The sequence below is a fragment of the Pseudomonas sp. 3JA genome (assembly GCF_036961705.1).
GTDB lineage: Bacteria > Pseudomonadota > Gammaproteobacteria > Pseudomonadales > Pseudomonadaceae > Aquipseudomonas > Aquipseudomonas fluorescens_Q.
In genome coordinates this window covers 66,259-89,440 of record NZ_JBAMDJ010000017.1, presented here as the reverse complement: position 1 = coordinate 89,440, position 23,182 = coordinate 66,259, and the positions used below count along the sequence as shown (strand labels likewise).

General features: G+C 62.1%; 19 protein-coding genes. 11 read left to right on the top strand and 8 right to left on the bottom strand.

Translation table 11 applies throughout. The features are described 5' to 3' along the window. Nucleotides 1–8 precede the first annotated feature (8 nt). Both garD and V7773_RS15375 read left to right on the top strand, forming a co-directional pair. On the top strand, nucleotides 9–1,562 hold the full coding sequence (garD, locus tag V7773_RS15380) for a galactarate dehydratase (RefSeq protein ID WP_063322933.1): 1,554 nt from the start codon (nucleotides 9–11) through the stop codon (nucleotides 1,560–1,562). A gap of 196 nt (nucleotides 1,563–1,758) precedes the next feature. Beyond that, nucleotides 1,759–2,700: an AEC family transporter gene (locus tag V7773_RS15375; RefSeq protein ID WP_336074061.1), complete on the top strand. Its 942-nt coding sequence runs from the start codon at nucleotides 1,759–1,761 to the stop codon at nucleotides 2,698–2,700. Between the two features lie 12 nt (nucleotides 2,701–2,712). Here V7773_RS15375 and V7773_RS15370 read toward each other — a convergent pair whose 3' ends face one another. After that, nucleotides 2,713–4,191 (bottom strand): PhoPQ-activated pathogenicity-related family protein, encoded by a 1,479-nt coding sequence (locus V7773_RS15370; protein ID WP_336074059.1) that lies wholly within the window; start codon nucleotides 4,189–4,191, stop codon nucleotides 2,713–2,715. 252 nt (nucleotides 4,192–4,443) lie between these two features. Between V7773_RS15370 and V7773_RS15365 the strand changes: the two genes are divergently transcribed. Then, nucleotides 4,444–5,403: a DUF4917 family protein gene (locus V7773_RS15365; RefSeq protein ID WP_336074079.1), complete on the top strand. Its 960-nt coding sequence runs from the start codon at nucleotides 4,444–4,446 to the stop codon at nucleotides 5,401–5,403. Between the two features lie 54 nt (nucleotides 5,404–5,457). On the opposite strand, the gene V7773_RS15360 is transcribed toward V7773_RS15365, so the two are convergent. The 6 genes from V7773_RS15360 to gatC form a co-directional block, all read right to left on the bottom strand. Further along, the gene (locus tag V7773_RS15360) at nucleotides 5,458–5,838 is read right to left on the bottom strand and encodes a carboxymuconolactone decarboxylase family protein (RefSeq protein WP_336074058.1); all 381 of its coding nucleotides are present in this window, start codon (nucleotides 5,836–5,838) and stop codon (nucleotides 5,458–5,460) included. Continuing rightward, complete coding sequence (locus V7773_RS15355; RefSeq protein WP_336074078.1) at nucleotides 5,835–6,896, bottom strand: calcium/sodium antiporter; 1,062 nt, start codon at nucleotides 6,894–6,896, stop codon at nucleotides 5,835–5,837. Before V7773_RS15355 ends, V7773_RS15360 begins: the two co-directional genes overlap by 4 nt. Nucleotides 6,897–6,945: 49 nt before the next feature. Beyond that, on the bottom strand, nucleotides 6,946–7,323 hold the full coding sequence (locus V7773_RS15350) for a septal ring lytic transglycosylase RlpA family protein (protein WP_336074056.1): 378 nt from the start codon (nucleotides 7,321–7,323) through the stop codon (nucleotides 6,946–6,948). 185 nt (nucleotides 7,324–7,508) lie between these two features. Beyond that, nucleotides 7,509–8,954 (bottom strand): Asp-tRNA(Asn)/Glu-tRNA(Gln) amidotransferase subunit GatB, encoded by a 1,446-nt coding sequence (gene gatB / locus V7773_RS15345; RefSeq protein ID WP_063322927.1) that lies wholly within the window; start codon nucleotides 8,952–8,954, stop codon nucleotides 7,509–7,511. A gap of 10 nt (nucleotides 8,955–8,964) precedes the next feature. Beyond that, nucleotides 8,965–10,416, bottom strand: a complete 1,452-nt coding sequence (gatA, locus tag V7773_RS15340; RefSeq protein WP_063322926.1) for an Asp-tRNA(Asn)/Glu-tRNA(Gln) amidotransferase subunit GatA — start codon at nucleotides 10,414–10,416, stop codon at nucleotides 8,965–8,967. A gap of 16 nt (nucleotides 10,417–10,432) precedes the next feature. Continuing rightward, nucleotides 10,433–10,720: an Asp-tRNA(Asn)/Glu-tRNA(Gln) amidotransferase subunit GatC gene (gene gatC / locus V7773_RS15335; protein ID WP_003197816.1), complete on the bottom strand. Its 288-nt coding sequence runs from the start codon at nucleotides 10,718–10,720 to the stop codon at nucleotides 10,433–10,435. Between the two features lie 372 nt (nucleotides 10,721–11,092). Between gatC and mreB the strand changes: the two genes are divergently transcribed. From mreB to tldD, 8 genes are all read left to right on the top strand, one after another. Then, nucleotides 11,093–12,130, top strand: a complete 1,038-nt coding sequence (mreB, locus tag V7773_RS15330) for a rod shape-determining protein MreB (protein ID WP_002555108.1) — start codon at nucleotides 11,093–11,095, stop codon at nucleotides 12,128–12,130. Nucleotides 12,131–12,272: 142 nt separating this feature from the next. Then, nucleotides 12,273–13,424 carry a rod shape-determining protein MreC gene (gene mreC, locus V7773_RS15325; protein ID WP_336074077.1) on the top strand — a complete coding sequence of 384 codons (1,152 nt, stop codon included), beginning with the start codon at nucleotides 12,273–12,275 and terminating at the stop codon, nucleotides 13,422–13,424. Next, nucleotides 13,421–13,909: a rod shape-determining protein MreD gene (mreD, locus tag V7773_RS15320; RefSeq protein ID WP_003197820.1), complete on the top strand. Its 489-nt coding sequence runs from the start codon at nucleotides 13,421–13,423 to the stop codon at nucleotides 13,907–13,909. The genes mreC and mreD overlap by 4 nt, the downstream gene beginning before the upstream one ends. Nucleotides 13,910–14,092: 183 nt before the next feature. Beyond that, nucleotides 14,093–14,689, top strand: coding sequence for a Maf family protein (locus tag V7773_RS15315; protein WP_336074054.1), 597 nt, complete (start codon nucleotides 14,093–14,095; stop codon nucleotides 14,687–14,689). 56 nt (nucleotides 14,690–14,745) lie between these two features. Next, nucleotides 14,746–16,203, top strand: coding sequence for a ribonuclease G (rng, locus tag V7773_RS15310; RefSeq protein ID WP_018613976.1), 1,458 nt, complete (start codon nucleotides 14,746–14,748; stop codon nucleotides 16,201–16,203). Between the two features lie 60 nt (nucleotides 16,204–16,263). Further along, nucleotides 16,264–20,067 carry a YhdP family protein gene (locus tag V7773_RS15305; protein WP_336074053.1) on the top strand — a complete coding sequence of 1,268 codons (3,804 nt, stop codon included), beginning with the start codon at nucleotides 16,264–16,266 and terminating at the stop codon, nucleotides 20,065–20,067. 130 nt (nucleotides 20,068–20,197) lie between these two features. Then, a complete protein-coding gene (locus tag V7773_RS15300) occupies nucleotides 20,198–21,061 on the top strand; it encodes a carbon-nitrogen hydrolase family protein (protein ID WP_092149027.1) in 864 nt (287 codons plus the stop codon). Nucleotides 21,062–21,066: 5 nt separating this feature from the next. Beyond that, nucleotides 21,067–22,509: a metalloprotease TldD gene (gene tldD, locus V7773_RS15295; protein ID WP_072341241.1), complete on the top strand. Its 1,443-nt coding sequence runs from the start codon at nucleotides 21,067–21,069 to the stop codon at nucleotides 22,507–22,509. Nucleotides 22,510–22,656: 147 nt separating this feature from the next. On the opposite strand, the gene yjgA is transcribed toward tldD, so the two are convergent. Next, nucleotides 22,657–23,181: a ribosome biogenesis factor YjgA gene (yjgA, locus tag V7773_RS15290; protein ID WP_014336624.1), complete on the bottom strand. Its 525-nt coding sequence runs from the start codon at nucleotides 23,179–23,181 to the stop codon at nucleotides 22,657–22,659. Between the last annotated feature and the right edge of the window lies 1 nt (nucleotide 23,182).

Sequence of the window (23,182 nt, the reverse complement as noted above, 5' to 3'; positions counted from 1 at the left end):
CGGCATCAATGCAACTGATTGAACATGCCGATTCGCCGCGTTACATCCGCCTGCACGAGCGGGACAATGTGGTGATCGTCGTCAATGACCAAGGCGTACCGGCCGGGACCGAGTTCCCGGACGGCCTGGTTACCGTGGACTTTGTCCCCCAGAGCCACAAGGTCACCCTGGAAGATATTCCCCAGGGTGGCGAGGTGATTCGCTACGGCCAGGTCATTGGCTACGCGTTGCAACCGATTCCCCGTGGCAGCTGGGTCAAGGAAGACCAGTTGCGCATGCCCACCGCGCCGCCGCTGGACAGCCTGCCGCTGTCCACCGATGTGCCGGTGGCCGATGCGCCGCTGGAGGGCTACACCTTCGAGGGTTATCGCAACGCCGACGGCACCGTCGGTACGCGCAATATCCTGGGTATCACCACCACGGTGCAGTGCGTGACCGGGGTGCTGGACCACGCGGTCAAGCGCATCAAGGATGAGCTGCTGCCCAAGTACCCGAACGTCGATGACGTGGTGGCGCTGACCCACAGTTACGGCTGTGGCGTGGCGATCACCGCCACCGATGCGTACATCCCGATCCGCACCGTGCGCAACCTGGCGCGCAACCCGAACCTGGGCGGCGAGGCACTGGTGATCAGCCTGGGCTGCGAGAAATTGCAGGCCGGGCAGGTGATGCACGAAAACGACAGTTCAGTGGATCTCAGCGAGCCGTGGTTGTATCGCTTGCAAGATTCCAGTCACGGTTTCACCGAAATGATCGAGCAGATCATGGAGCTGGCCGAAACCCGCCTGAAGAAACTCGACCAGCGCCGCCGCGAAACCGTGCCGGCGTCGGAGCTGATCCTGGGCATGCAGTGCGGTGGCAGCGATGCGTTTTCCGGCATCACCGCCAACCCGGCGCTGGGCTACGCTTCGGACTTGCTGCTGCGGGCCGGGGCGACGGTGATGTTTTCCGAAGTCACCGAAGTGCGCGATGCGATCTACCTGCTGACCTCCCGGGCGCAAACCCAGGAAGTCGCCCAGGAGCTGGTGCGGGAAATGGATTGGTACGACCGTTACCTGGCCAAGGGCGAAGCCGATCGCAGTGCCAACACCACGCCAGGCAACAAGAAGGGCGGGCTGTCGAACATCGTCGAAAAATCCCTGGGCTCGATCGTCAAGTCTGGCAGCAGCGCGATCAACGGCGTGCTCGGCCCGGGCGAACGCTTCAAGCAAAAGGGCCTGATCTTCTGCGCCACACCGGCCAGCGATTTTGTCTGCGGCACGTTGCAACTGGCGGCGGGGATGAACCTGCACGTGTTCACCACCGGCCGAGGCACGCCGTACGGCTTGGCGATGGCCCCGGTAGTGAAAGTCTCGACCCGCACCGAACTGGCCCAGCGCTGGCCGGACCTGATCGACATCGATGCCGGTCGCATCGCCACTGGACGCGCGACCATCGAGGAACTGGGTTGGGAGCTGTTCCACTACTACCTGGACGTGGCCAGCGGCAAGAAGCAGACCTGGGCCGAGCGGCACAAGTTGCACAACGACATCACCTTGTTCAACCCGGCGCCGATTACCTGACCTAGCGTTGTCGTTGATCGTTCCCACGCTCCGCGGGGGAATGCCTCTGCGGACGTTCCGCGTTCGGATCTTGGGACGCGGAGTGTCCTTGGCTGTATTCTCACGCAGAGCGTGGGAACGATCAGTTCACCAGACGCCAGTGCCGTGAGTGGCTTATCATTAGCCACCTAACGACACCCTTCTCAAGGTCCCCGGCATGCTGGCAATTTTCCTCGAAACCCTGAACATCACCGCACCGGTGTTTGCCATGCTGTTTCTGGGGGTGTTGCTCAAGCGCATCTATTGGATCAACGACAACTTCATCCACATCGCCTCGTCCCTGGTGTTCAACGTCACCATGCCGGCGCTGTTGTTCCTCGGCATCCTCCATGCCGACCTGCATGCGGCGTTGCAGCCCGACCTGCTGATCTATTTCTCCGTCGCTACCCTGGCAAGTTTCGCCATGGCCTGGGGCTGGGCGATCTGGCGTTGCCCGCGGGAGGATCGCGGCATCTATACCCAGGGTGCGTTTCGCGGCAACAACGGCGTGATTGGCTTGGCGTTGGCGGCGAGCATGTACGGCGACTACGGGATTTCCCTGGGGGCGATCCTCGCGGCGTTAGTGATCCTGTTCTACAACACCTTGTCGACCATCGTGCTGGCGGTCTATAGCCCGGTGATCAAGTCCGATCCGTGGAGTATCTGCAAAAGCGTGGTCAGCAACCCGCTGATCATCAGCGTGTTTGTCGCCGCGCCGTTCGCCTATTGGCAGATCGGGGTGCCGAACTGGTTCGAGACCTCGGCCAAGTACCTTTCGCAAATGACCTTGCCCCTGGCGCTGATCTGCATCGGCGGCACGCTGTCGCTGGCGGCGCTGCGCAAGAGCGGCAAGATGGCCCTGAGTTCGAGCCTGGTGAAAATGGTCGGCCTGCCGCTGCTGACCACCCTCGGTGCCTGGCTCTGGGGCTTTCGCGGCGCGGAGTTGGGCATCCTGTTCCTGTATTTCGGCAGCCCCACCGCCGCCGCGAGCTTCGTCATGGCCCGGGCGGCCGATGGCAATCATGAACTGGCGGCGGCGATCATCGTGATTACCACCTTGATGGCGGCGATTACCACCAACCTGGGGATTTTTGTGTTGCAGTGGGGGGGGTGGATCTAGACCCTCGCCTGTTCAGTGGCCAGCCAACGTCTTGCAGGCTGGCTCGATCACGGGTGGAGCGACCGTAGGGTAGCTGTCCGGCGTAATGATGACGGGTGTGGTCGAGACGAACCCATCGGCAAATGTCGCTTCGACAAACGTGGCGCTCCAACCGCTGTCTGGTGTGGCGAGCGGTACTTGCAGATGTAGCGGTTCACCGGGCTGCAATGGTTTCGATACGTAGCGGATGCCACAAGAATGGCGGAAGTCGCGGGCTAGCGGATTATGTGCCGTCCATTGAACGACCTTTGACGGTGCCTCGGAAAACTTCACATCAAGCATCGGCTTCTGCGCCACCCTAAGCTGTTCCATGCGCACGATAGGCAAGGGGCGGCCACTCTGCCAGTGTCTCAGCACTGTGATCAAGGTCTGTTTGGTGAATGCTGAAATGCCGTAGTGGCTGCTATTCGGAACCACGCGAAGGGCGGTCGGCGTGGGCAGCTTTTCGAGGTAGAAACGGGCGTTGTCCGGGACGAAGAAGTCGTCGCCGCTGGCATTGACGATGTACTTGTCGATCGACAGGCGCTCGGCATACGCGCTGTCTAGATAGGCCAGCGGGTCTTCGATTTGCCGCAGTTGGGCAAAGGCGGTGGTGTGTCGTTGCCGGGTGATGCCTTGCTCGTGATAGTCACGAAACGCCAGCGGCCAATGTTTGCCGTACGTGCGCCAAGTGTGTTCGAGGACCTGATCCATGTTCAGTATGTCTATCACGAACGGGACAATGCCGTTGATCCGTGAGTCGACGATCGCGGCCAACCATACTGCCCAGGCACGCTTCGAAGTGCCGGTGGCAACAAACGTATCTATTTGCCAGTCCTTCAGTTCCGCCTGGGCCAGGTTCATGGTCTTGACCACCGTCGCGGCCATGGGCAAATGCAGGGGCATGAATGGATTGGATTCCGGCGCCTTGAGAAAGAGTTGCCAACTGTGCGCGACACTGGAGTCCTCACGGCGAGGAACCTGGTCATCGGAGTAGGTCAGGTATTGGCTGGGCACGTCGCTGACCGAAATCACGATGGTGCGACTCTTGCGGGCAATTTCCAGCAGCGTCGCTTCCGTGAAGTCCGTCGCAGGACCGGATATCTTGCCTGAGGCGGGGATGCTGATGCCGTTATTGGCTACCAGGAGTGCGCGGTGCTTGATCGCGTCGTTGGGAATGTAGATGTCTACCGTGTGCCGCCAACGTGCGGGGCTGACCAGCTCGCGGGGGGACCAGTCCTGCGAGTTCAGGCGAAAGCTACGTTTCTCCTGGTCAGGCAAGCGCTGGGTTTCAACAAGATGGTAGTTGAGTGGGTAGCTGTCCTGAGTCTTCTTGTAACAGGCCAGTACCTCACTGAAATCTGCGGATTCTGCCCCGGGGCAGTGCTGAAAAGGTTGCGCGGCAGCAGCGCAGGCAAGCGAAGCAAGCGCTATGACGATGGCCGATACGAGGCGTAGTGGGAATTTCCACATGTGGGGCTCCTTGTGGATAGGCGTCCATGAACTGAGTCGCCAGTTTGGTCCACGACACTCCGCTAGGCACGTTCGATTGATGCCGCTATGTTGTCCGGATATGTCGTTGTCTCGTGCAGGTGTCTCTTCGCGGGCTCGGGCGGATTGAGCTCCTGCCTAATGTTCTATAGAGGAAAAATTGGTCTGAGTGATGGCATATTGATATTGTTGTGGCAGGACTTGACCGCACCGCCACAAGGATCCGTAGACGTGATGACCTTCGAAGAAGCTTTTTCATCAATCGGCGATGACAGCCGATCCATTCTCCTGGCCAATGGATTTTCCCAGGCCTGGAACAAAAATATATTCAGTTATAAAAGTCTGTTTTCAAGCGCTGAATTTGGCGAAAGGGAACAGGTTATTCGACGCATTTTCGATAATTTCAAAACGTATGACTTTGAAAAGATCATGAAGAAGCTGATTGCGACTGAAGATGTTCTCAAAATATATAATGCCGATCCTGGGCTTATACAGAAGGTTCAAACAGATCAGGAGGTCATAAAGAACGCCTTGATCGAAGTTATCTCAAAAACTCATCCCGAGTTGCCCCACGAAGTCACCGATTCGCAGTACGTATCGGTCAGGAAGTTTCTCAAGCCATTCGATGACGTGTTTACCCTCAATTACGACCTGTTGTTCTATTGGGCCAGGAATAAGGATCGTCTCGAACCCGATTATGAGACAGATGATGGTTTTCGAGCCGGCCGGATATGGGAAGGGCCCCCTACGCAGAATGTGCATTTTCTTCACGGTGGCCTGCATATCTACGACACGCAGGCCGGTGTCAAGAAACACGCTTTTAACGACCAAGGCGAGTCGATTATCGAGCAAGTGAAGTGGAACATGGAAAACAAGAGGTTCCCCACTTTCGTTTCGGAACCTTCCCATGAACGCAAGCGCGTGAGGATTCAGCATAACCCCTACCTTAGCTATTGTTTTGATCGGCTGGGCGGCTTGGATGGCGTGTTATTCATTTATGGGCATTCGTTCGACGCCAACGACAGGCATATCTTCGATCAAATAAGATGGAGCAGGGTGTATCGGGTCTTCGTGAGCGTCTATGGTGACGAGGACAGCGAAGAAAATACCTTGATGAAGGGACGGGCCCAGGCTTATCTGGGCGCTCACAAGGTCGAGTTTTTCAAAGCTGAAAGTGCTCGAATCTGGCGTTGAGCCGGATAGGTCCGGACAGGCGTGACACGTTCACGCCTGTGGTCGATTTCCCATCTATGCCGAAGGCTCGTACGCCTCGATCACTTCCTGCGCCGCCCGAAACGCATCAATCGCCGCCGGTACGCCGGCGTACACCGCGCAATGCAGCAACGCCTCGCGAATCTCTTCCACCGTGCAACCATTGTTCAGCGCGCCACGCACGTGGCCTTTCAATTCCTGCGGGCATTTGAGGGCGGTGAGGGCGGCGAGGGTGATCAAGCTGCGGGTTTTCAGCGGCAGGCCTTCGCGGCTCCAGACGCTGCCCCAGGCATGTTCGTTGACGAAGTCCTGCAACGGCTGGGTGAAGTCGGTGGCGTTGCCTAGGGCGCGGTCGACGAAGGCGTCGCCCATGACCTGGCGACGCATGTCCAGGCCGGTCTTTGGAGTGTCGGTCATGGCAAATCCCTCTTGTGGTGTTGGCGGCGCCAGGCGCGCAAGGAGGTGAACAGCAAAAACGCGAGCAAGGCCGGCAGCACATAAAACAGCATCAGCCGTTCTAACTGGCCGGCCAAGGGCATGCCGGTGGTGAACGACATCACGTGCAGCCCGTAGGCCAGGTACAAGCCCAAAAACAACAGGCCTTCGGCGCGGGTGACACGATAGCCGGAATAAAACACCGGCAGGCACAGCACGGCCACGCCGAGCATGACCGGCAGGTCGAAATCCAGAGCGTTGGGCGAGACCGAGAGTGGCGTTGGCGCAACGAGGGCCGTCACCCCCAGCACACCCAGCAAATTGAACAGGTTGCTGCCGATGACGTTGCCCACCGCGATGTCCCGTTGGCCCCGCAGGGCGGCGATCAGTGAGGTGGCGAGTTCCGGCAGCGAGGTGCTGACAGCGACGATGGTCAGGCCGATGATGCGCTCTGAAAGCCCGAGATCCGTCGCCACTTCCACCGCCGCCCCCAGCAGCAGGTGTCCGGCAAAAATCAGCATTGCCAGGCCCAGCACGATCATCGACAGGCTCGTGAACCAGGACACCTGGGCCACGTCGACGCCCACCGGATGCGGTCGTCCTGAGTGCCGCGATTGACGCAGCAACAAGCCCAGGTACACCGCCAGGGCGATGAGCAGCAGCACGCCGTCCAGTCGCGTCAGTTCCTCGTTCCAGGCCAGCACGAACACCAGCAGGGCGGCGCCGATCATCAGCGGGATATCCAAGCGCACCAACTGGCGTGAAACACGCAGCGGAATGATCAGCGCTGACAACCCGAGGGTGACGAGGATGTTGAAGATGCTGCTGCCGATTACGCTGCCCACCGCGATGTCGGCGTTCTGCGCCAGGGTCGCCTGCAGGCTGACGGCCATTTGTGGGGCGCTGCTGCCGAAGGCGACGACGCTCAGGCCGATGATCAGCGGCCGCACGTGCAAGCGTGCTGACAGGCCCACAGCGGCGCGCACCAGCAGCTCGGCGCCGGTGATCAGCAACAGCAGGCCACCGAGCAATTCGATCAGGCTGAGCAGCGGTAGGGCAGTGAGTAGGGAAATGGCCGGGCTCCGTCTATCAATCGTCGAGGGCTTGCACGCGTACCCGTGCGGTGCCGGAGCGCAGCATGCCCAGTTGCTCGGCGGCTTCGCGGGATACGTCGATCAAACGGCCTCGAGTATACGGACCGCGGTCGTTGATACGGACCACGACGCTGTCGTTGTTTTTCAGGTTGGTGACTTTCACCCGTGTGCCGAACGGCAACTGGCGGTGGGCGGCGGTCAGGCTGTGTTGGTCGAAACGCTCGCCGCTGGCGGTGCGCTTGCCATGGTGCCTGGCACCGTAATAGGAGGCGACGCCGGTCTGGTCGTAGCCGTGTGGATCGACCGTCCCGCTCTGGCTGGCGCAACCGGCCAGCAGGGACAGCAGGGCGCAGGCGCCGAGGAGACGCTTCATCAAAGGGTTTCCCACATCAGTGTGGTTGTGAGGATCATTGTGGCGAGGGAGCTTGCTCCCGCTGGGGCGCGAAGCGGCCCCCAACAATCTGCTGCCAGATACGGGGGGCTGCTGCGCAGCCCAGCGGGAGCAAGCTCCCTCGCCACAGGGGAATGAGCCAGATACAGGTACTGGCTCCATGTCCATCAGCCCTCGAGCTTGCTTTTGAGCAGTTCGTTGACCTGTTGCGGGTTGGCCTTGCCCTTGGAGGCTTTCATGGCCTGGCCGACGAAGAAGCCGAACATCTTGCCGCGCTTGGCTTCGTCTGCCGCGCGGTACTGTTCGACCTGCTCGGCGTTGGCCGCGAGCATTTCATCGAGCACGGCGGAAATGGCGCCGGTATCGGTGACCTGCTTCAGGCCGCGCTTCTCGATGATCTCGTCGGCGCTGCCCTCGCCATTGGCCATGGCTTCGAACACCATCTTGGCGATCTTGCCGGAAATGGTGTTGTCCTTGATCCGCAGCAGCATGCCGCCCAGTTGCTCGGCCGAGACCGGTGACTGGTCGATTTCCAGGCCCTGTTTGTTCAACAGGCTGCCCAGTTCCACCATCACCCAGTTGGCCGCCAGCTTGGCGTCGCCGCCGATGCTCACGACTTTCTCGAAGTAATCGGCCTGTTCGCGGCTGGTGGCCAGGACGTTGGCGTCATAGCTCGACAGCCCGAACTGGGCCTGGAAGCGCTCGCGCTTTTGCGGCGGCAGTTCCGGCAGGGTGGCGCGCACCTCGTCGAGGAACGCGTTCTCGATGACCACCGGCAGCAGGTCCGGGTCGGGGAAGTAACGGTAGTCGTTGGCTTCTTCCTTACTGCGCATCGGACGGGTCTCGTCCTTGTTCGGGTCGTACAGGCGGGTCTGCTGGATGACCTTGCCACCGTCCTCGATCAGTTCGATCTGGCGCTGGATCTCGCTGTTGATCGCCTTCTCGATGAAGCGGAACGAGTTGACGTTCTTGATCTCGCAGCGCGTGCCGAACTCAACCTGGCCTTTAGGCCGGATCGACACGTTGCAGTCGCAGCGCAGCGAGCCTTCGGCCATGTTGCCATCGCAGATGCCCAGGTAGCGCACCAGCGCATGGATCGCCTTGACGTAGGCCACGGCTTCCTTGGCGCTGCGCATGTCCGGTTCGGAGACGATCTCCAGCAGCGGCGTGCCAGCACGGTTCAGGTCGATGCCGGTGGCACCGTTGAACTCTTCGTGCAGGCTCTTGCCGGCGTCTTCTTCCAGGTGCGCCCGGGTGATGCCGACGCGCTTGACCGTGCCGTCTTCCAGGGCGATGTCCAGGTGGCCCTTGCCAACGATCGGCAGTTCCATCTGGCTGATCTGGTAGCCCTTGGGCAGGTCCGGGTAGAAGTAGTTCTTGCGGGCGAACACGTTGTGCTGGCCGATCTCGGCGTCAATCGCCAGGCCGAACATCACCGCCATGCGCACCGCTTCGGCGTTGAGCACCGGCAGCACGCCGGGCATGCCCAGGTCGACCAGGCTGGCCTGGGTGTTGGGCTCGGAGCCGAACGTGGTGGAGCTACCGGAAAAGATTTTCGACCGGGTGGTGAGCTGGGTATGAATCTCCAGCCCGATCACGACTTCCCATTGCATGTGTTTCTCCTCAGAAGCCGGTTGGGGTGCGGGTGTGCCAGTCAGTGTTCAACTGATACTGGTGAGCCACGTTGAGCAGGCGGCCTTCCTGGAAATACGGCGCGAGCAACTGCACGCCCACCGGCAGGCCATCGACGAAACCGGCCGGCATGGACAGGCCCGGCAAGCCGGCGAGGTTGGCAGTGATGGTGTAGACGTCTTCCAGGTACTCGGCGACCGGGTCGCTGTTCTTGGCGCCGAGCTTCCAGGCCGGGTTCGGCGTGGTCGGGCCGAGGATGATGTCGACCTCGTTGAAGGCCGCCATGAAGTCGTTCTTCACCAGGCGGCGGATTTTCTGCGCCTTGAGGTAGTAGGCGTCGTAGTAGCCGGCGGACAGCGCATAGGCGCCGACCATGATCCGGCGCTGCACTTCGGCACCGAAGCCTTCGCCACGGGAGCGCTTGTACAGGTCGATCAGGTTTTCCGGGTTCTCGCAGCGATAGCCGAAGCGCACGCCGTCGAAGCGTGACAGGTTCGAGGACGCTTCCGCCGGGGCGATCACGTAGTACGCGGGAATCGCGTGCTGCATGTTCGGCAGGCTGATTTCCTTGATGACCGCGCCGAGCTTCTCCAGCTCTTTGACGCTGTTATGGACCAGCTCGGCGATGCGCGGGTCGAGGCCGGCGCTGAAGTACTCCTTCGGCACACCGATGCGCAGGCCCTGCAGCGAGCCGTTGAGGCTGGCGCTGTAGTCAGGCACGGGCTCATCGATGCTGGTGGAGTCGTTCGGGTCGAAGCCGGCCATGCCTTGCAGCAGGATCGCGCAGTCTTCGGCGGTGCGGGCCAGCGGGCCGCCCTGGTCGAGGCTGGAGGCGTAGGCGATCATGCCCCAGCGCGAGACGCGACCGTAGGTCGGCTTCAGGCCGGTGAGGTTGGTAAACGCCGCTGGTTGGCGAATCGAACCGCCGGTGTCGGTGGCGGTGGCGGCCGGCAACAGGCGTGCGGCCACGGCGGCGGCGGAACCACCGGACGAACCGCCCGGTACGTGTTCCAGGTTCCACGGGTTTTTCACCGCGCCGTAGTAGCTCGACTCGTTGGCCGAGCCCATGGCGAATTCGTCCATGTTGGTCTTGCCCAGGGTCACGGTGCCGGCGGCGGCCAGCTTGGCGACCACCGTGGCATCGTACGGGGCTTTGAAGTTGTCGAGCATCTTCGAACCGCAGCTGGTGCGGATGCCCTGGGTGCAGAACAAGTCCTTGTGGGCAATCGGCGCACCGAGCAGGGCACCGGTTTCACCATTGGCGCGCCGGGCATCGGCGGCCCTGGCCTGGCTCAGGGCCAGCTCCTGGGTGAGGCTGATGAAGCTGTTGAGCTGCGGGTCAAGCTGGGCGATGCGCGCCAGCAGGACCTGGGTCAGCTCTTCGGAAGAAAACTTTTTATCGGCGAGTCCGCGGGCGATCTCGGCCAGGGTCATGTGATGCATGAGAGGCTCTTTCCCTTTAGTCGATGACTTTCGGAACCAGGTACAGGCCGTTTTCGACCGCTGGTGCGATGGACTGGTAGGCCTCGCGGTGATTGGACTCGGTCACGACGTCGGCGCGTAGGCGCTGGCTGGCTTCCAGTGGGTGTGCCAGTGGTTCGATGCCGTCGGTATTGACCGCCTGCATCTCGTCGACCAGCCCCAGAATGCTGTTCAGGGCAGAAGTGATGTGTGGAAGATCGGCTTCATTGAGGCCCAGACAGGCCAGATGAGCGATTTTTTCCACGTCGGAGCGTTCAAGCGCCATGGGATTCTCCAGTGGAAAACAAAACGGACGCAGTCTGTCCGTGTGTTAGATTGTCGGAACACTACCGCATTTCTACGGCCCTAGTGCCCTGTATCACAAGTGCTGTTCCTTTTTGACGGCGTCTATTGCCGTCATGCTGCGTTGCCGCTTCTCGCCATAGCAGGCTATGACTCGTCGCGGCGCCTTGCCTGACGACAATAGCCACTCGTCAAAGAAGGAGCGCACTTATGACACAGGGCACTGGCCGCGATTGTGGGGTTTGGTGCACAGAAAAGCGGCCAATTTAACATATTGGCGCCTTGCCCAAAATCCCTGTCGTTGTTAGAGTTTGCCGCACTTTTTTACCCACGCGTTGCCTAGGGTCCCTTTCCCATGTTCAAGAAACTGCGTGGCATGTTTTCCAGCGATCTTTCCATTGACCTGGGCACTGCCAACACCCTTATTTACGTGCGCGAGCGCGGTATCGTCCTGAATGAACCCTCGGTCGTGGCCATCCGCACCCACGGTAACCAGAAAAGTGTCGTGGCTGTCGGTACGGAAGCCAAGCGCATGCTGGGCCGTACACCGGGCAACATCGCGGCCATTCGCCCAATGAAGGATGGCGTGATCGCCGACTTCAGCGTCTGCGAAAAGATGCTGCAGTACTTCATCAACAAGGTTCACGAAAACAGCTTCCTGCAGCCCAGCCCTCGTGTGCTGATCTGCGTTCCATGCAAGTCCACCCAGGTAGAGCGACGCGCTATCCGTGAATCGGCCCTCGGCGCCGGTGCCCGTGAAGTGTTCCTGATCGAAGAGCCAATGGCCGCTGCCATCGGTGCCGGCCTGCCGGTGGAAGAAGCCCGCGGCTCGATGGTCGTCGACATCGGTGGTGGTACCACTGAAATCGCGCTGATCTCCCTCAATGGTGTGGTCTACGCCGAATCCGTACGTGTGGGCGGCGACCGTTTCGACGAAGCGATCATCACTTATGTGCGTCGCAACTACGGCAGCCTGATTGGCGAATCCACCGCCGAGCGCATCAAGCAGGAAATCGGCACGGCCTACCCGGGCGGTGAAGTGCGTGAAGTCGACGTACGTGGTCGCAACCTGGCTGAAGGCGTTCCACGGGCCTTCACCCTCAACTCCAACGAAGTGCTCGAAGCGCTGCAAGAGTCGCTGGCGACCATCGTCCAGGCGGTCAAGAGCGCCCTGGAGCAGTCGCCGCCGGAGCTGGCGTCGGACATCGCCGAGCGCGGCCTGGTGCTGACCGGTGGTGGCGCACTGTTGCGTGACCTTGACAAGTTGTTGGCCCAGGAAACCGGCCTGCCGGTGATCGTTGCCGAAGACCCGTTGACCTGCGTTGCCCGCGGCGGTGGCCGAGCATTGGAAATGATGGACAAGCACACCATGGACCTGCTCTCCAGCGAATAAGTTTTGCTGAAGTGGTCTATGTTGTTCGCTCCCGGGCAGCACTTTGCAGTGCTGCCCGTTGGCGTTTATCTTCTGTCATTCGTATCCAGGCCGGTTTGATGCCGTATGAATAAAGAAAACATTTGCCTGGGAGGAGCGGCCTATTAAACCGCTTTTCGCCAAAGGCCCCTCATTGGGTGTGCGCCTGCTGGTGCTGACCGTGCTATCGGTCGCGCTGATGGTGGTCGATGCCCGCTTCACGCTGCTCAAGCCTGTACGCAGCCAGATGTCGCTGGTGTTGATGGAATCCTACTGGATCACCGACCTGCCGCAGCGCCTGTGGCAAGGTGTCGCCAGCCAGTTTGGCAGCCGGACCGAACTGGTCGCCGAAAACGAAAAACTCAAGACCGAAAACCTGCTGTTGCAGGGGCGCATGCAGAAGCTGGCGGCCCTCACCGAGCAGAACGTTCGGCTGCGCGAGTTGCTCAATTCTTCGGCGCTGGTCAACGAGAAGGTCGAAGTGGCCGAGTTGATCGGCATGGACCCCAACCCCTTCACCCACCGTATCATCATCAACAAGGGCGAGCGCGACGGCGTGGTCCTCGGCCAGCCGGTGCTCGACGCCCGTGGCCTGATGGGCCAGGTGGTGGAGTTGATGCCCTACACGTCCCGCGTGTTGTTGCTGACCGATACCACCCACAGCATTCCGGTGCAGGTCAACCGCAACGGCCTGCGGGCGATCGCCAGCGGCACCGGTAACCCGGAACGCCTGGAGCTGCGGCATGTGGCCGATACCGCCGATATCAAGGAAGGCGACCTGCTGGTCAGTTCCGGCCTCGGCCAGCGCTTCCCGGCCGGGTATCCGGTGGCGACGGTCAAGGAAGTCATCCATGACTCCGGCCAGCCGTTTGCCATCGTTCGCGCGGTGCCGACGGCGGCATTGAATCGCAGCCGCTACCTGCTGCTGGTATTCAGCGACAACCGCACGCCCGAAGAACGTGCCAACGATGCCGCCGTGGCCCAGGAAGCCCAGGACCGCCAGGGCGGCGAGTCGGCCGCCCCAGTGACCGCAGCGCCGGCGCCTGTCCCGGCCGCGGTGCCAAAACCACCAGTGCCAGCACCCGCGACGGCGGCTCCGGCCACCGCGCCGGCGGCAACCCCGGCCACCGCGCCCGCCGCGCCTGCTGTGAAACCGACCCGCTCGGCCACCCACGCGCCCGCCGCGCAGCCTGCTCAACCAGCCCGGCCCGCCGCCAAACCGCCAGCCTCCACGCCGGCCACCGCGCCAGCCCCCAGGGGAGCACGAGAAGAATGAGCAGTACCCAATCCGGTAACGGCTGGATGGTCTGGCTGACCTTCGCCATCGGCCTGTTGCTCAGCGTTTCACCGCTGCCGCAGTTCATGGAAATCCTGCGCCCCCTGTGGCTGGCCCTGTTGCTGGCCTTCTGGGCGCTGGCCTTGCCGCACAAGGTCGGCATGGTCACCGCCTGGTGCCTGGGCCTGGCCGAGGACGTGCTTTATGGCACGTTGCTGGGGCAGAACGCGCTGATCCTGACGTTGATCACCTTCTTGGTGCTGTCGCTGCAACAACGCCTGCGGATGTTCCCTATGTGGCAGCAGTGCCTGGTGATCCTGGTGATCTTCGGCCTGGCGCAACTGGTGCAGTTGTGGCTCAGCGCGCTGACTGGCAACCGCCAGCCGACCCTGGCGCTGGTCTTGCCAGCCCTGGTCAGCGCCTTGCTCTGGCCCTGGGTCAGCTTCGGTTTGCGTGGCCTGCGCCTGCGTTTCAAAATCAACTGATTCGGTCAGGATACCTACACTTTTTCTAATGACTTACATCCCTGTGGCGAGGGAGCTTGCTCCCGCTGGGCTGCGCAGCGGCCCCAACTTTTACGGTCGCTACGCAACCGAGCGGGAGCAAGCTCCCTCGCCACAAAAGCTGTTTTTGGCTGGATGGCTGTGCTTTGAGAGGGAGATGTCTTGATGAAACCGCTTTACCTCGCCTCAGGTTCGCCGCGTCGGCGTGAACTGCTCACGCAGATCGGCGTGCCCTTTACCGCCGTCGGCGCTGACATCGACGAAACTCCCCTGGACCACGAAACCCCTTCGGCCTATGTCGAGCGCCTGGCGCGCGGCAAGGCCGAGGCGGGTCGGCGAGCCCTGGACGCCGGCATGGATGGCTGCGTGTTGGGCGCCGATACGGCTGTGGTACTGGACGGGCGAATTCTCGGCAAACCCGTGGACCAGGCCGATTCCATGGCGATGCTCTTGAGCCTGTCCGGTCGCGAACATGAAGTATTGACCGCCATTGCCATACTGGGAGGGCAGCGTTGTGAATCCCGCGTTGTGCGCAGCCTGGTGCGCTTTCGGTCGATCACGGAACAGGAAGCGGCGGCCTACTGGGCCAGCGGTGAACCCCGGGACAAGGCCGGCGGCTATGGCATTCAAGGGCTGGGTGCGGTATTCGTCTCCGGGCTTGAAGGCAGTTATTCAGCCGTGGTCGGCCTGCCGCTGTGCGAAACCGCAGAACTACTGGGCCATTTCGGCATACCCTGTTGGCAAACCTTGAGCGCGCGCTGAGCGCCGTCTGACTTGATGCGGCCATAATCGTGAACATGCCTGAACGAGACCCTGCCATGAGTGAAGAGATCCTGATCAACATCACGCCGATGGAATCGCGCGTGGCGGTGGTTGAAAACGGTGTTCTGCAAGAGGTCCACGTCGAGCGCACGCAAAAGCGTGGCATCGTCGGCAATATCTATAAAGGCAAGGTGGTGCGGGTGCTGCCGGGCATGCAGGCGGCCTTCGTCGACATCGGCCTGGACCGCGCGGCATTCATCCATGCGTCGGAAATTTCCATGCGCGAAGGGCCGGCCGTGGAGAGCATCAGCGCGCTGGTGCATGAAGGCCAGAGCCTGGTGGTGCAGGTCACCAAGGACCCCATCGGCTCCAAGGGCGCGCGCCTGACCACGCAACTGTCGATTCCGTCGCGCTACCTGGTGTACATGCCGCGCACCGCCCATGTCGGCATTTCCCTGAAGATCGAAGACGAGGCCGAGCGCGAGCGTCTCAAGCAGGTGGTCAGCGACTGCGTGGAAAAAGAAGGCATCAAGGAAGCCGGTGGGTTCATCCTGCGCACCGCCGCCGAAGGGGCCGGGGCCGATGAGATCCTCATGGACATCCGCTACCTGCGCAGGCTTTGGGACCAGATCGCCGCGCAGATCAAGACCATCGCCACCCCCAGCGTGATCTACGAAGACCTGGGCCTGGCGCTGCGGACCTTGCGCGATCTGGTCAGCCCCAAGATCGAGAAAATCCGAATCGACTCCCGGGAGACCTTTCAGAAAACCACGCAGTTCGTCGCCGAACTGATGCCGGAAATCGCCGACCGCCTCGAGCATTACCCTGGCGAACGGCCGATTTTCGACCTGTACGGCGTCGAAGACGAAATCCAGAAAGCCCTTGAACGCAAGGTCCCGCTCAAGTCCGGCGGCTACCTGGTGGTGGATCCGGCCGAGGCCATGAGCACCATCGACGTCAACACCGGGGCGTTCGTCGGCCATCGCAACCTGGAAGAAACCATCTTCAAGACCAACCTGGAAGCCGCCACCGCCATTGCCCGGCAACTGCGCCTGCGCAACCTGGGTGGGATCATCATCATCGACTTCATCGACATGGAAGATGAAGAGCACCAGCGCCAGGTGCTGCGGACCCTGGAAAAACAACTCGAACGCGACCACGCCAAGACCAACATCATCGGTATCACCGAGCTGGGCCTGGTGCAGATGACCCGCAAGCGCACCCGCGAAAGCCTCGAACAGGTGCTGTGCGAGCCGTGCAGCAGTTGCCAGGGCCGCGGCAAGCTCAAGACCCCGGAAACCGTGTGTTACGAAATCTTCCGGGAAATTCTCCGGGAGGCGCGCGCCTACCAGGCGACCGGCTATAGAGTGTTGGCGAACCAGAAAGTCGTGGACCGCCTGCTCGACGAGGAGTCAGGCAATGTCGCAGAGCTGGAAGCGTTTATTGGACGCACGATTCGCTTCCAGGTGGAAACCATGTATTCCCAGGAACAATACGACGTGGTGTTGCTCTGAAGAGCTTGGGAAGCGGCGGGCCCGCGGATTTGATTGTCTTTGCCAGGGGAGCCCACTGACATGGAGCGTCTGACACGCTTGATCGCGACGCTGACCCGTTGGGGGCTGGGGCTGTGCGCCCTGTTGCTGGTGTTGCTGGCGTTGTACGTCAGCCTCGGTCGCGAGCTGGTCCCGCTGGTGGCCGAGTACCGCGCCGAGGTCGAGACCCGCGCGGGTGCCGCCTTGGGCATGCCTGTGCACATCGGTAGCCTCGACGGCAGTTGGGACGCTTTGGCACCGATCCTGGCGGCGCGCGACGTGGTGGTCGGCGAAGGCCCCAACGCCTTGCACCTGGATCAGGTGCGAGCCGTGCCTGACCTATGGGACAGCCTGCTGGCACGTCAGGTGCGTATTGCCCACCTGGAAGTCAGCGGCCTGAAGATCAGCCTCAAGGAGGGCGCCGACGGCAAGTGGGCCCTGGAAGGCCTGCCGGTGAAGGACGAGCAGCCCCTCGATCCGCAGCAATTGCTCGAACGCATGCAGGTGGTCTCCAGGTTCTCGCTGCTCGATAGCCAGGTGACGTTGCAACCTGTCGAGCAACCACCGCTGACCCTCACCTACGTCGGTTTGAGCTTGCGCACCGGCGCCATCCGTCAACGGCTGGACGTGCGCTTGACCCTGCCTGACGGTCAGCCGGTGGCGATCAACCTGCGCACCCGTATCCGCGCCAGTGACTGGAAGAACGGCCAGGCCGATGCGTACCTGAGCCTGCCGCAAAGCGACTGGGCCAAATGGCTGCCCAAACGCCTGACCCAGCAATGGAATTTTTCCCGGATCAAGGCCGGTGGCGAGTTCTGGCTGAGTTGGGGCGGCGGTACGGTGCAAAGCGCGGCCATGCGCTTGAACGCTCCTGACATCCTGGGGGCCTACGCCGAGCGCAAGCCGGTGCAGATCCATAACCTGGCGCTCAATGGATATTTCCAGCGTGGTGACCAGGGATTTACCGCGACCTTCGATTCCCTGGCGATGAACCTGGGCGAAACCCGCTGGGAATCGCGCCTGCAACTGCAACAGAGTGCTGCCACCGAAAAGGCCGAGGAGCGCTGGCACCTGCAGGCCGATCGCCTCGACCTGACCCCGCTTACGCCTTTGCTCAACGCCCTGGCACCGTTGCCTGAAGGCCTGGCGACGACCATCGACCGTCTCAAGGTGACCGGTGGGCTGCGCAACGTGCTGCTGGACTACCGGCCGCAGAACACCGGTGACCAGAAAATCAGCTTCGCCACCAACCTGGACACCGTGGGCTTTGATGCCTATCGCGGCGCCCCGGCTGCGCGCAATGTATCGGGGAGTCTGAGCGGCGACCTCGGTGGCGGCGAGCTGCGCATGGACAGCAAGGATTTTTCCCTGCACCTGGACCCGATTTTCGCCAAGCCCTGGCAGTATCTGCAGGCCAACGCCCGGTTGACCTGGAAGCTCGACAAGCAAGGCTTCACCCTGATCGCGCCATATTTGAAGGTGCTGGGCGAGGAGGGGCGGATTGCCGGCGATTTCCTGATCCGCCTGCATTTCGACCACAGCCAGGAAGACTACATGGACCTGCGGGTTGGCCTGGTGGACGGTGACGGACGCTACACCGCCAAGTACCTGCCGGCGGTCCTCAGCCCGGCGCTGGATGAGTGGCTGCGCACGGCCATCGTCAAGGGCGCGGTGGACGAGGGTTTCTTCCAGTATCAAGGCTCGCTCAATCACGGTGCCGAAGACGCGGCACGCAGTATCAGCCTGTTTTTCAAGGTGCATGACGCCGAACTGGCGTTCCAGCCGGGCTGGCCTTCGGTCAGCAAGGTCAGCGGCGATGTCTTCGTCGAAGACAGCGGCGTGCGCATCTTCGCCAGCCAAGGACAATTGCTCGATACCCAGGTCAAGGATGTTTCGGTGAACATTCCCCATGTCCCCAGCGGGCAGAGCGTTCATCTGTTTCTGGACGGCGGGTTCGCTGGAGGACTGGGGGACGGTCTGAAAATCCTCCAGACCGCACCGATCGGGACCGCCGAGACATTTGCCGGCTGGGAAGGCGAGGGCGACCTGCAAGGCAGCGTGAAGCTCGACATCCCCCTGGTCAAAGGCGAGCAACCGAAGATCCTGGTGGATTTCGCCACCGACAAGGCCCGTCTCAAGCTCAGCGAGCCGGTACTGGAACTGACCCAACTCAAGGGCGATTTCCGCTTCGACAGCAACAAGGGCTTGAGCGGCAAGGGCATCAGTGCCCGGGCATTCGACCGGCCCGTGACCGCACAGATTTTCGCCGAAGGCCACGCCGGAGCGCTCAACACACGAGTCACGGCGTTCGGGCAGGTGGAGATCAAGAAACTCACCAGTTGGCTGAATGTCACCCAGCCGTTGCCGGTATCCGGTGTCGTGCCGTACCAGTTGCAAGTGATCCTCGACGGCGCCGACAGCCAATTGTCGGTCAGTTCCAACCTCAAGGGCGTGGCGGTGGACCTGCCGGCACCCTTCGGCATGGCCGCCGATGTCGGGCGCGACACGGTGTTTCGCATGACCCTGCAAGGGCCGGAGCGGCGTTATTGGCTCGATTATGGCGATTTGGCCAATTTCACTTACGCCGCGCCGAGCGGGAAAGTCGCCGATGGTCGTGGCGAATTGTTGCTGGGGGCCGGCGATGCCGTTCTACCCGGGGCCAAGGGACTGCGACTGCGCGGCACACTGCCTGCACTGGACGTGAGTCCCTGGCAGGACCTGGTCAACAAGTACGCCGGCCAGGATCCGGGCGGCAGTGCCAAGCAACTGCTCAGCAGCGTCGATCTGACTGTCGGCAAGCTTACGGCCATGGGTACGACCCTGGACCAGGCATCGGTGCAATTGGACCGCAGGCCGGACGCCTGGGCCTTGCGGCTCGACAGCCAGCAGGCCAAGGGCAATGTCAGCCTGCCGGACGCAAAGGCCGCCCCGATTGGTATCAAGCTTGATTATGTGCGCCTGCCGGCCACAGACCCGACGGTCCAGGCGGATGAAAACTCACCGGACCCGTTGGCGTCGGTCGATCCCGGCAAAATCCCGGCCATGGATATTGCCATCGACCAATTGTTCCAGGGCCCTGATCTCATCGGTGCGTGGTCGTTGAAAGTACGACCGACCGCCAAGGGCATCGCGCTGAACGAGCTGGACATGGGCCTCAAGGGCATGGTGTTGAACGGCAGCGGTGGTTGGGAAGGCGCGCCCGGTTCCACCAGCAGTTGGTACAAGGGCCGTATCGGCGGCAAGAACCTGGGTGACGTGCTCAAGGGCTGGGGTTATGCCCCAAGCGTGACCAGCCAGACGTTCCGCCTGGATGTCGATGGCCGCTGGCCCGGCTCGCCAGCGTGGGTCGCCACCAAGCGTTTTTCCGGCAGCCTCGACGCGTCGCTGAGCAAGGGCCAGTTTGTCGAAGTGGAAGGCAGCGCCCAGGCGTTGCGGGTATTTGGCCTGCTGAACTTCAACTCCATCGGCCGACGCTTGCGCCTGGACTTCTCCGACCTGTTCGGCAAGGGGCTGAGCTACGACCGGGTCAAGGGACTGCTGGTGGCGAGCGACGGTGTGTACGTGACCCGCGAACCCATTACCCTGACCGGGCCGTCGAGCAACCTGGAACTCAACGGCACGCTGGACATGGTGGCCGACCGGGTCGACGCCAAGTTGCTGGTGACGCTGCCGGTGACCAACAACCTGCCAATCGCCGCGCTGATCGTCGGTGCCCCGGCGGTGGGTGGGGCGCTGTTTCTGATCGACAAACTGATCGGTGACCGCGTGGCGCGCTTTGCCAGCGTAAGATACGACGTCAAGGGGCCGTGGAAAGAGCCGAAGATCAGCTTCGACAAGCCGTTTTGACAGCTTTGATCGTTCCCACGCTCTGCGTGGGAACGCCGCCCGGGACGCTCTGCGTCCCTGTGACGCGGAGCATCACTTGATGCATTCCCACGCAGAGCGTGGGAACGAGATGAGACAGGGAGGAGGCACCATGCCATTCGCCGTGATTCAAATGGTCAGTCAAAGCGATGTGCTCGCCAACCTGGCCCGTGCCCGTGTGCTGCTGGAACAGGCTGCCGCCGGCGGCGCCAGGCTGGCCGTGCTGCCGGAGAATTTCGCGGCGATGGGACGGCGGGACATTGCCGATATCGGTCGTGCCGAAGCCTTTGGTCAGGGACCGATCCTGCCCTGGTTGAAACAGGTCGCCCGAGACCTCAAGTTATGGATTGTGGCCGGCACGTTGCCGTTGCCACCGGTGGACCAGCCCGAGGCCAGGTCCCACGCCTGTTCGTTGCTGGTCGACGATCAGGGCCAGATCGTGGCGCGCTACGACAAGCTGCACTTGTTCGATGTGGATGTGGCGGACAATCGCGGGCGCTATCGCGAGTCGGATGACTATGCTTATGGCGCTAACGTGGTGGTTGCCGATACCCCCGTGGGCCGGGTCGGCCTGACGGTCTGTTACGACTTGCGGTTTCCGGAGCTCTACAGCGAGTTGCGGGCTGCCGGGGCCGAACTGATCACGGCGCCGTCGGCGTTTACCGCGGTGACCGGCGCGGCCCATTGGGAGGTATTGATTCGCGCCCGGGCCATCGAGACCCAGTGCTACATGCTGGCGGCCGCCCAGGGCGGCGTGCATCCGGGGCCGCGGGAAACCTTTGGCCATGCCGCGATTGTCGACCCGTGGGGCCGTGTGCTGGCACAGCAGGATCAAGGTGAGGCCGTGCTGCTGGCCGCACGCGACAGCAGCGAACAGGCGTCCATCCGGGCGCGCATGCCGGTGGCCAGCCATCGGCGCTTTTTCTCGCAGGGCGCTCGACAGCGACCTGTCCAAGACGACGAATTCAAGGCGTAAAACATATGAGCGGGTTGTTGTCCTCAGTCAGTGAACACCTCTTAGCCCCTGGCGGCGTAACCCTGGAGAGCCTGCAAGGCGTGCTGGGCGACCTGGCCGGCCCGGGCATCGATGCGGCCGACCTGTATTTCCAAGGGCAGATCTCCGAATCCTGGTCGCTGGAAGACGGCATCGTCAAGGAAGGCAGTTTCAACCTTGACCAGGGCGTGGGTGTGCGCGCCCAGTCCGGGGAAAAAACCGGTTTTGCCTACAGCAACGCCATTACCCTGGAGGCCCTCGGTGCCGCGGCCCGTGCGGCCCGCTCGATCTCCCGCGCCGGGCAGAACGGCACGGTCCAGGCGTTCAGCAGCCAGGACGTGGCGCAGTTGTATGCGCCGGATAACCCGCTGGAAGTCATGAGCCGCGCCGAAAAAGTCGAGCTGCTCAAGCGCATCGACGTCGCCACCCGTGCCCTCGATCCGCGTATCCAACAAGTGACGGTGAGCATGGCCGGGGTCTGGGAGCGAATCCTGGTGGCTTCCACCGACGGCGGTCTGGCGGCGGACGTGCGGCCGCTGGTGCGGTTCAACGTCAGCGTGATCGTCGAGCAGAACGGTCGCCGTGAGCGCGGCGGCCATGGCGGCGGCGGACGCACCGATTACCGTTATTTCCTCAGCGAAGACCGCGCCATGGGCTACGCCCGCGAAGCGCTGCGCCAGGCGCTGGTCAACCTCGAGGCCATTCCGGCCCCGGCCGGTACGTTGCCGGTGGTGCTGGGGTCCGGTTGGTCCGGCGTGCTGCTGCACGAAGCGGTGGGTCACGGCCTGGAAGGCGATTTCAACCGCAAGGGCAGCTCAGCCTACAGCGGGCGCATGGGGGAAATGGTCGCCTCGAAACTCTGCACCATCGTCGATGACGGCACCCTGGCCGGGCGTCGTGGCTCCCTGAGCGTCGACGATGAAGGCACCCCGACCGAATGCACCACGCTGATCGAGAACGGTGTGCTCAAGGGCTACATGCAGGACAAACTCAATGCCCGGCTGATGGGCGTGGCCCGCACGGGCAATGGTCGCCGTGAATCCTACGCGCACCTGCCCATGCCGCGCATGACCAACACCTACATGCTCGGTGGTCAAAGCGATCCGGCGGAAATTATCGCCTCGGTGAAAAAAGGTATCTATTGCGCCAACCTCGGCGGCGGCCAGGTGGACATCACCAGTGGCAAGTTCGTGTTCTCCACCAGCGAGGCCTACCTGATCGAAGACGGCAAGATCACCGCGCCGGTCAAAGGCGCGACCCTGATCGGCAACGGGCCGGAGGCGATGAGCAAGGTGTCGATGGTCGGTAACGACCTGGCGCTGGACAGCGGTGTGGGCACGTGCGGCAAGGACGGGCAATCGGTGCCGGTGGGCGTCGGCCAGCCGACCTTGAAGATCGACGCGATTACCGTGGGTGGCACGGGCGCATGAAAATATTCAGCGGCCCCCGTGGCGAGGGAGCTTGCTCCCGCTGGGCTACGCAGTAGCCCCATGCGGTCGCTGCGCAACCGAGCGGGAGCAAGCTCCCTCGCCACGGTAATGGCTACCCTGGCAAGGGATTGGTGAGCCAGTGAACGATCAGCGCAAGCCGCGTTGGGTCTCGTCCAGCTCACGGATGTACTTGAAGATTTTACGGCTCGAGGCCGGTGGCTTGTTCTGCGCCAGCTCGTGCTGGGCCTGACGGATCAGGGAGCGTAATTGCTGACGATCAGCCTCCGGGTAGTCGATGACGAATTTTTCCAGGGTGCCGTCGTCGCCTGCGATCAAGCGATCGCGCCAGCGCTCCAGGTTGTGGAAACGTTCGTTGTATTGCCGGGTGGAGGCATCGAGTTGATCGAGCAGGACCAAAATGGCGTCAGTGTCCTGATCGCGCATCAGTTTGCCGATGAATTGCAGGTGCCGTTTACGCGCGATATTCGCGGTGTGCTTGGGCGCATCGGCCAGGGCTCGGCGCAAGGCGTCGGTCAAGGGCAGTTTGGCCAGCAAGTCAGGCTTGAGTGTTGTCAGTCGCTCGCCGAGGTCAACCAGAGCATGCAGCTCGCGTTTGACCTGGGATTTGCTTTTTTCACCCTCGTAGAGGGAGTCGTCGTAAGAATCAACCATG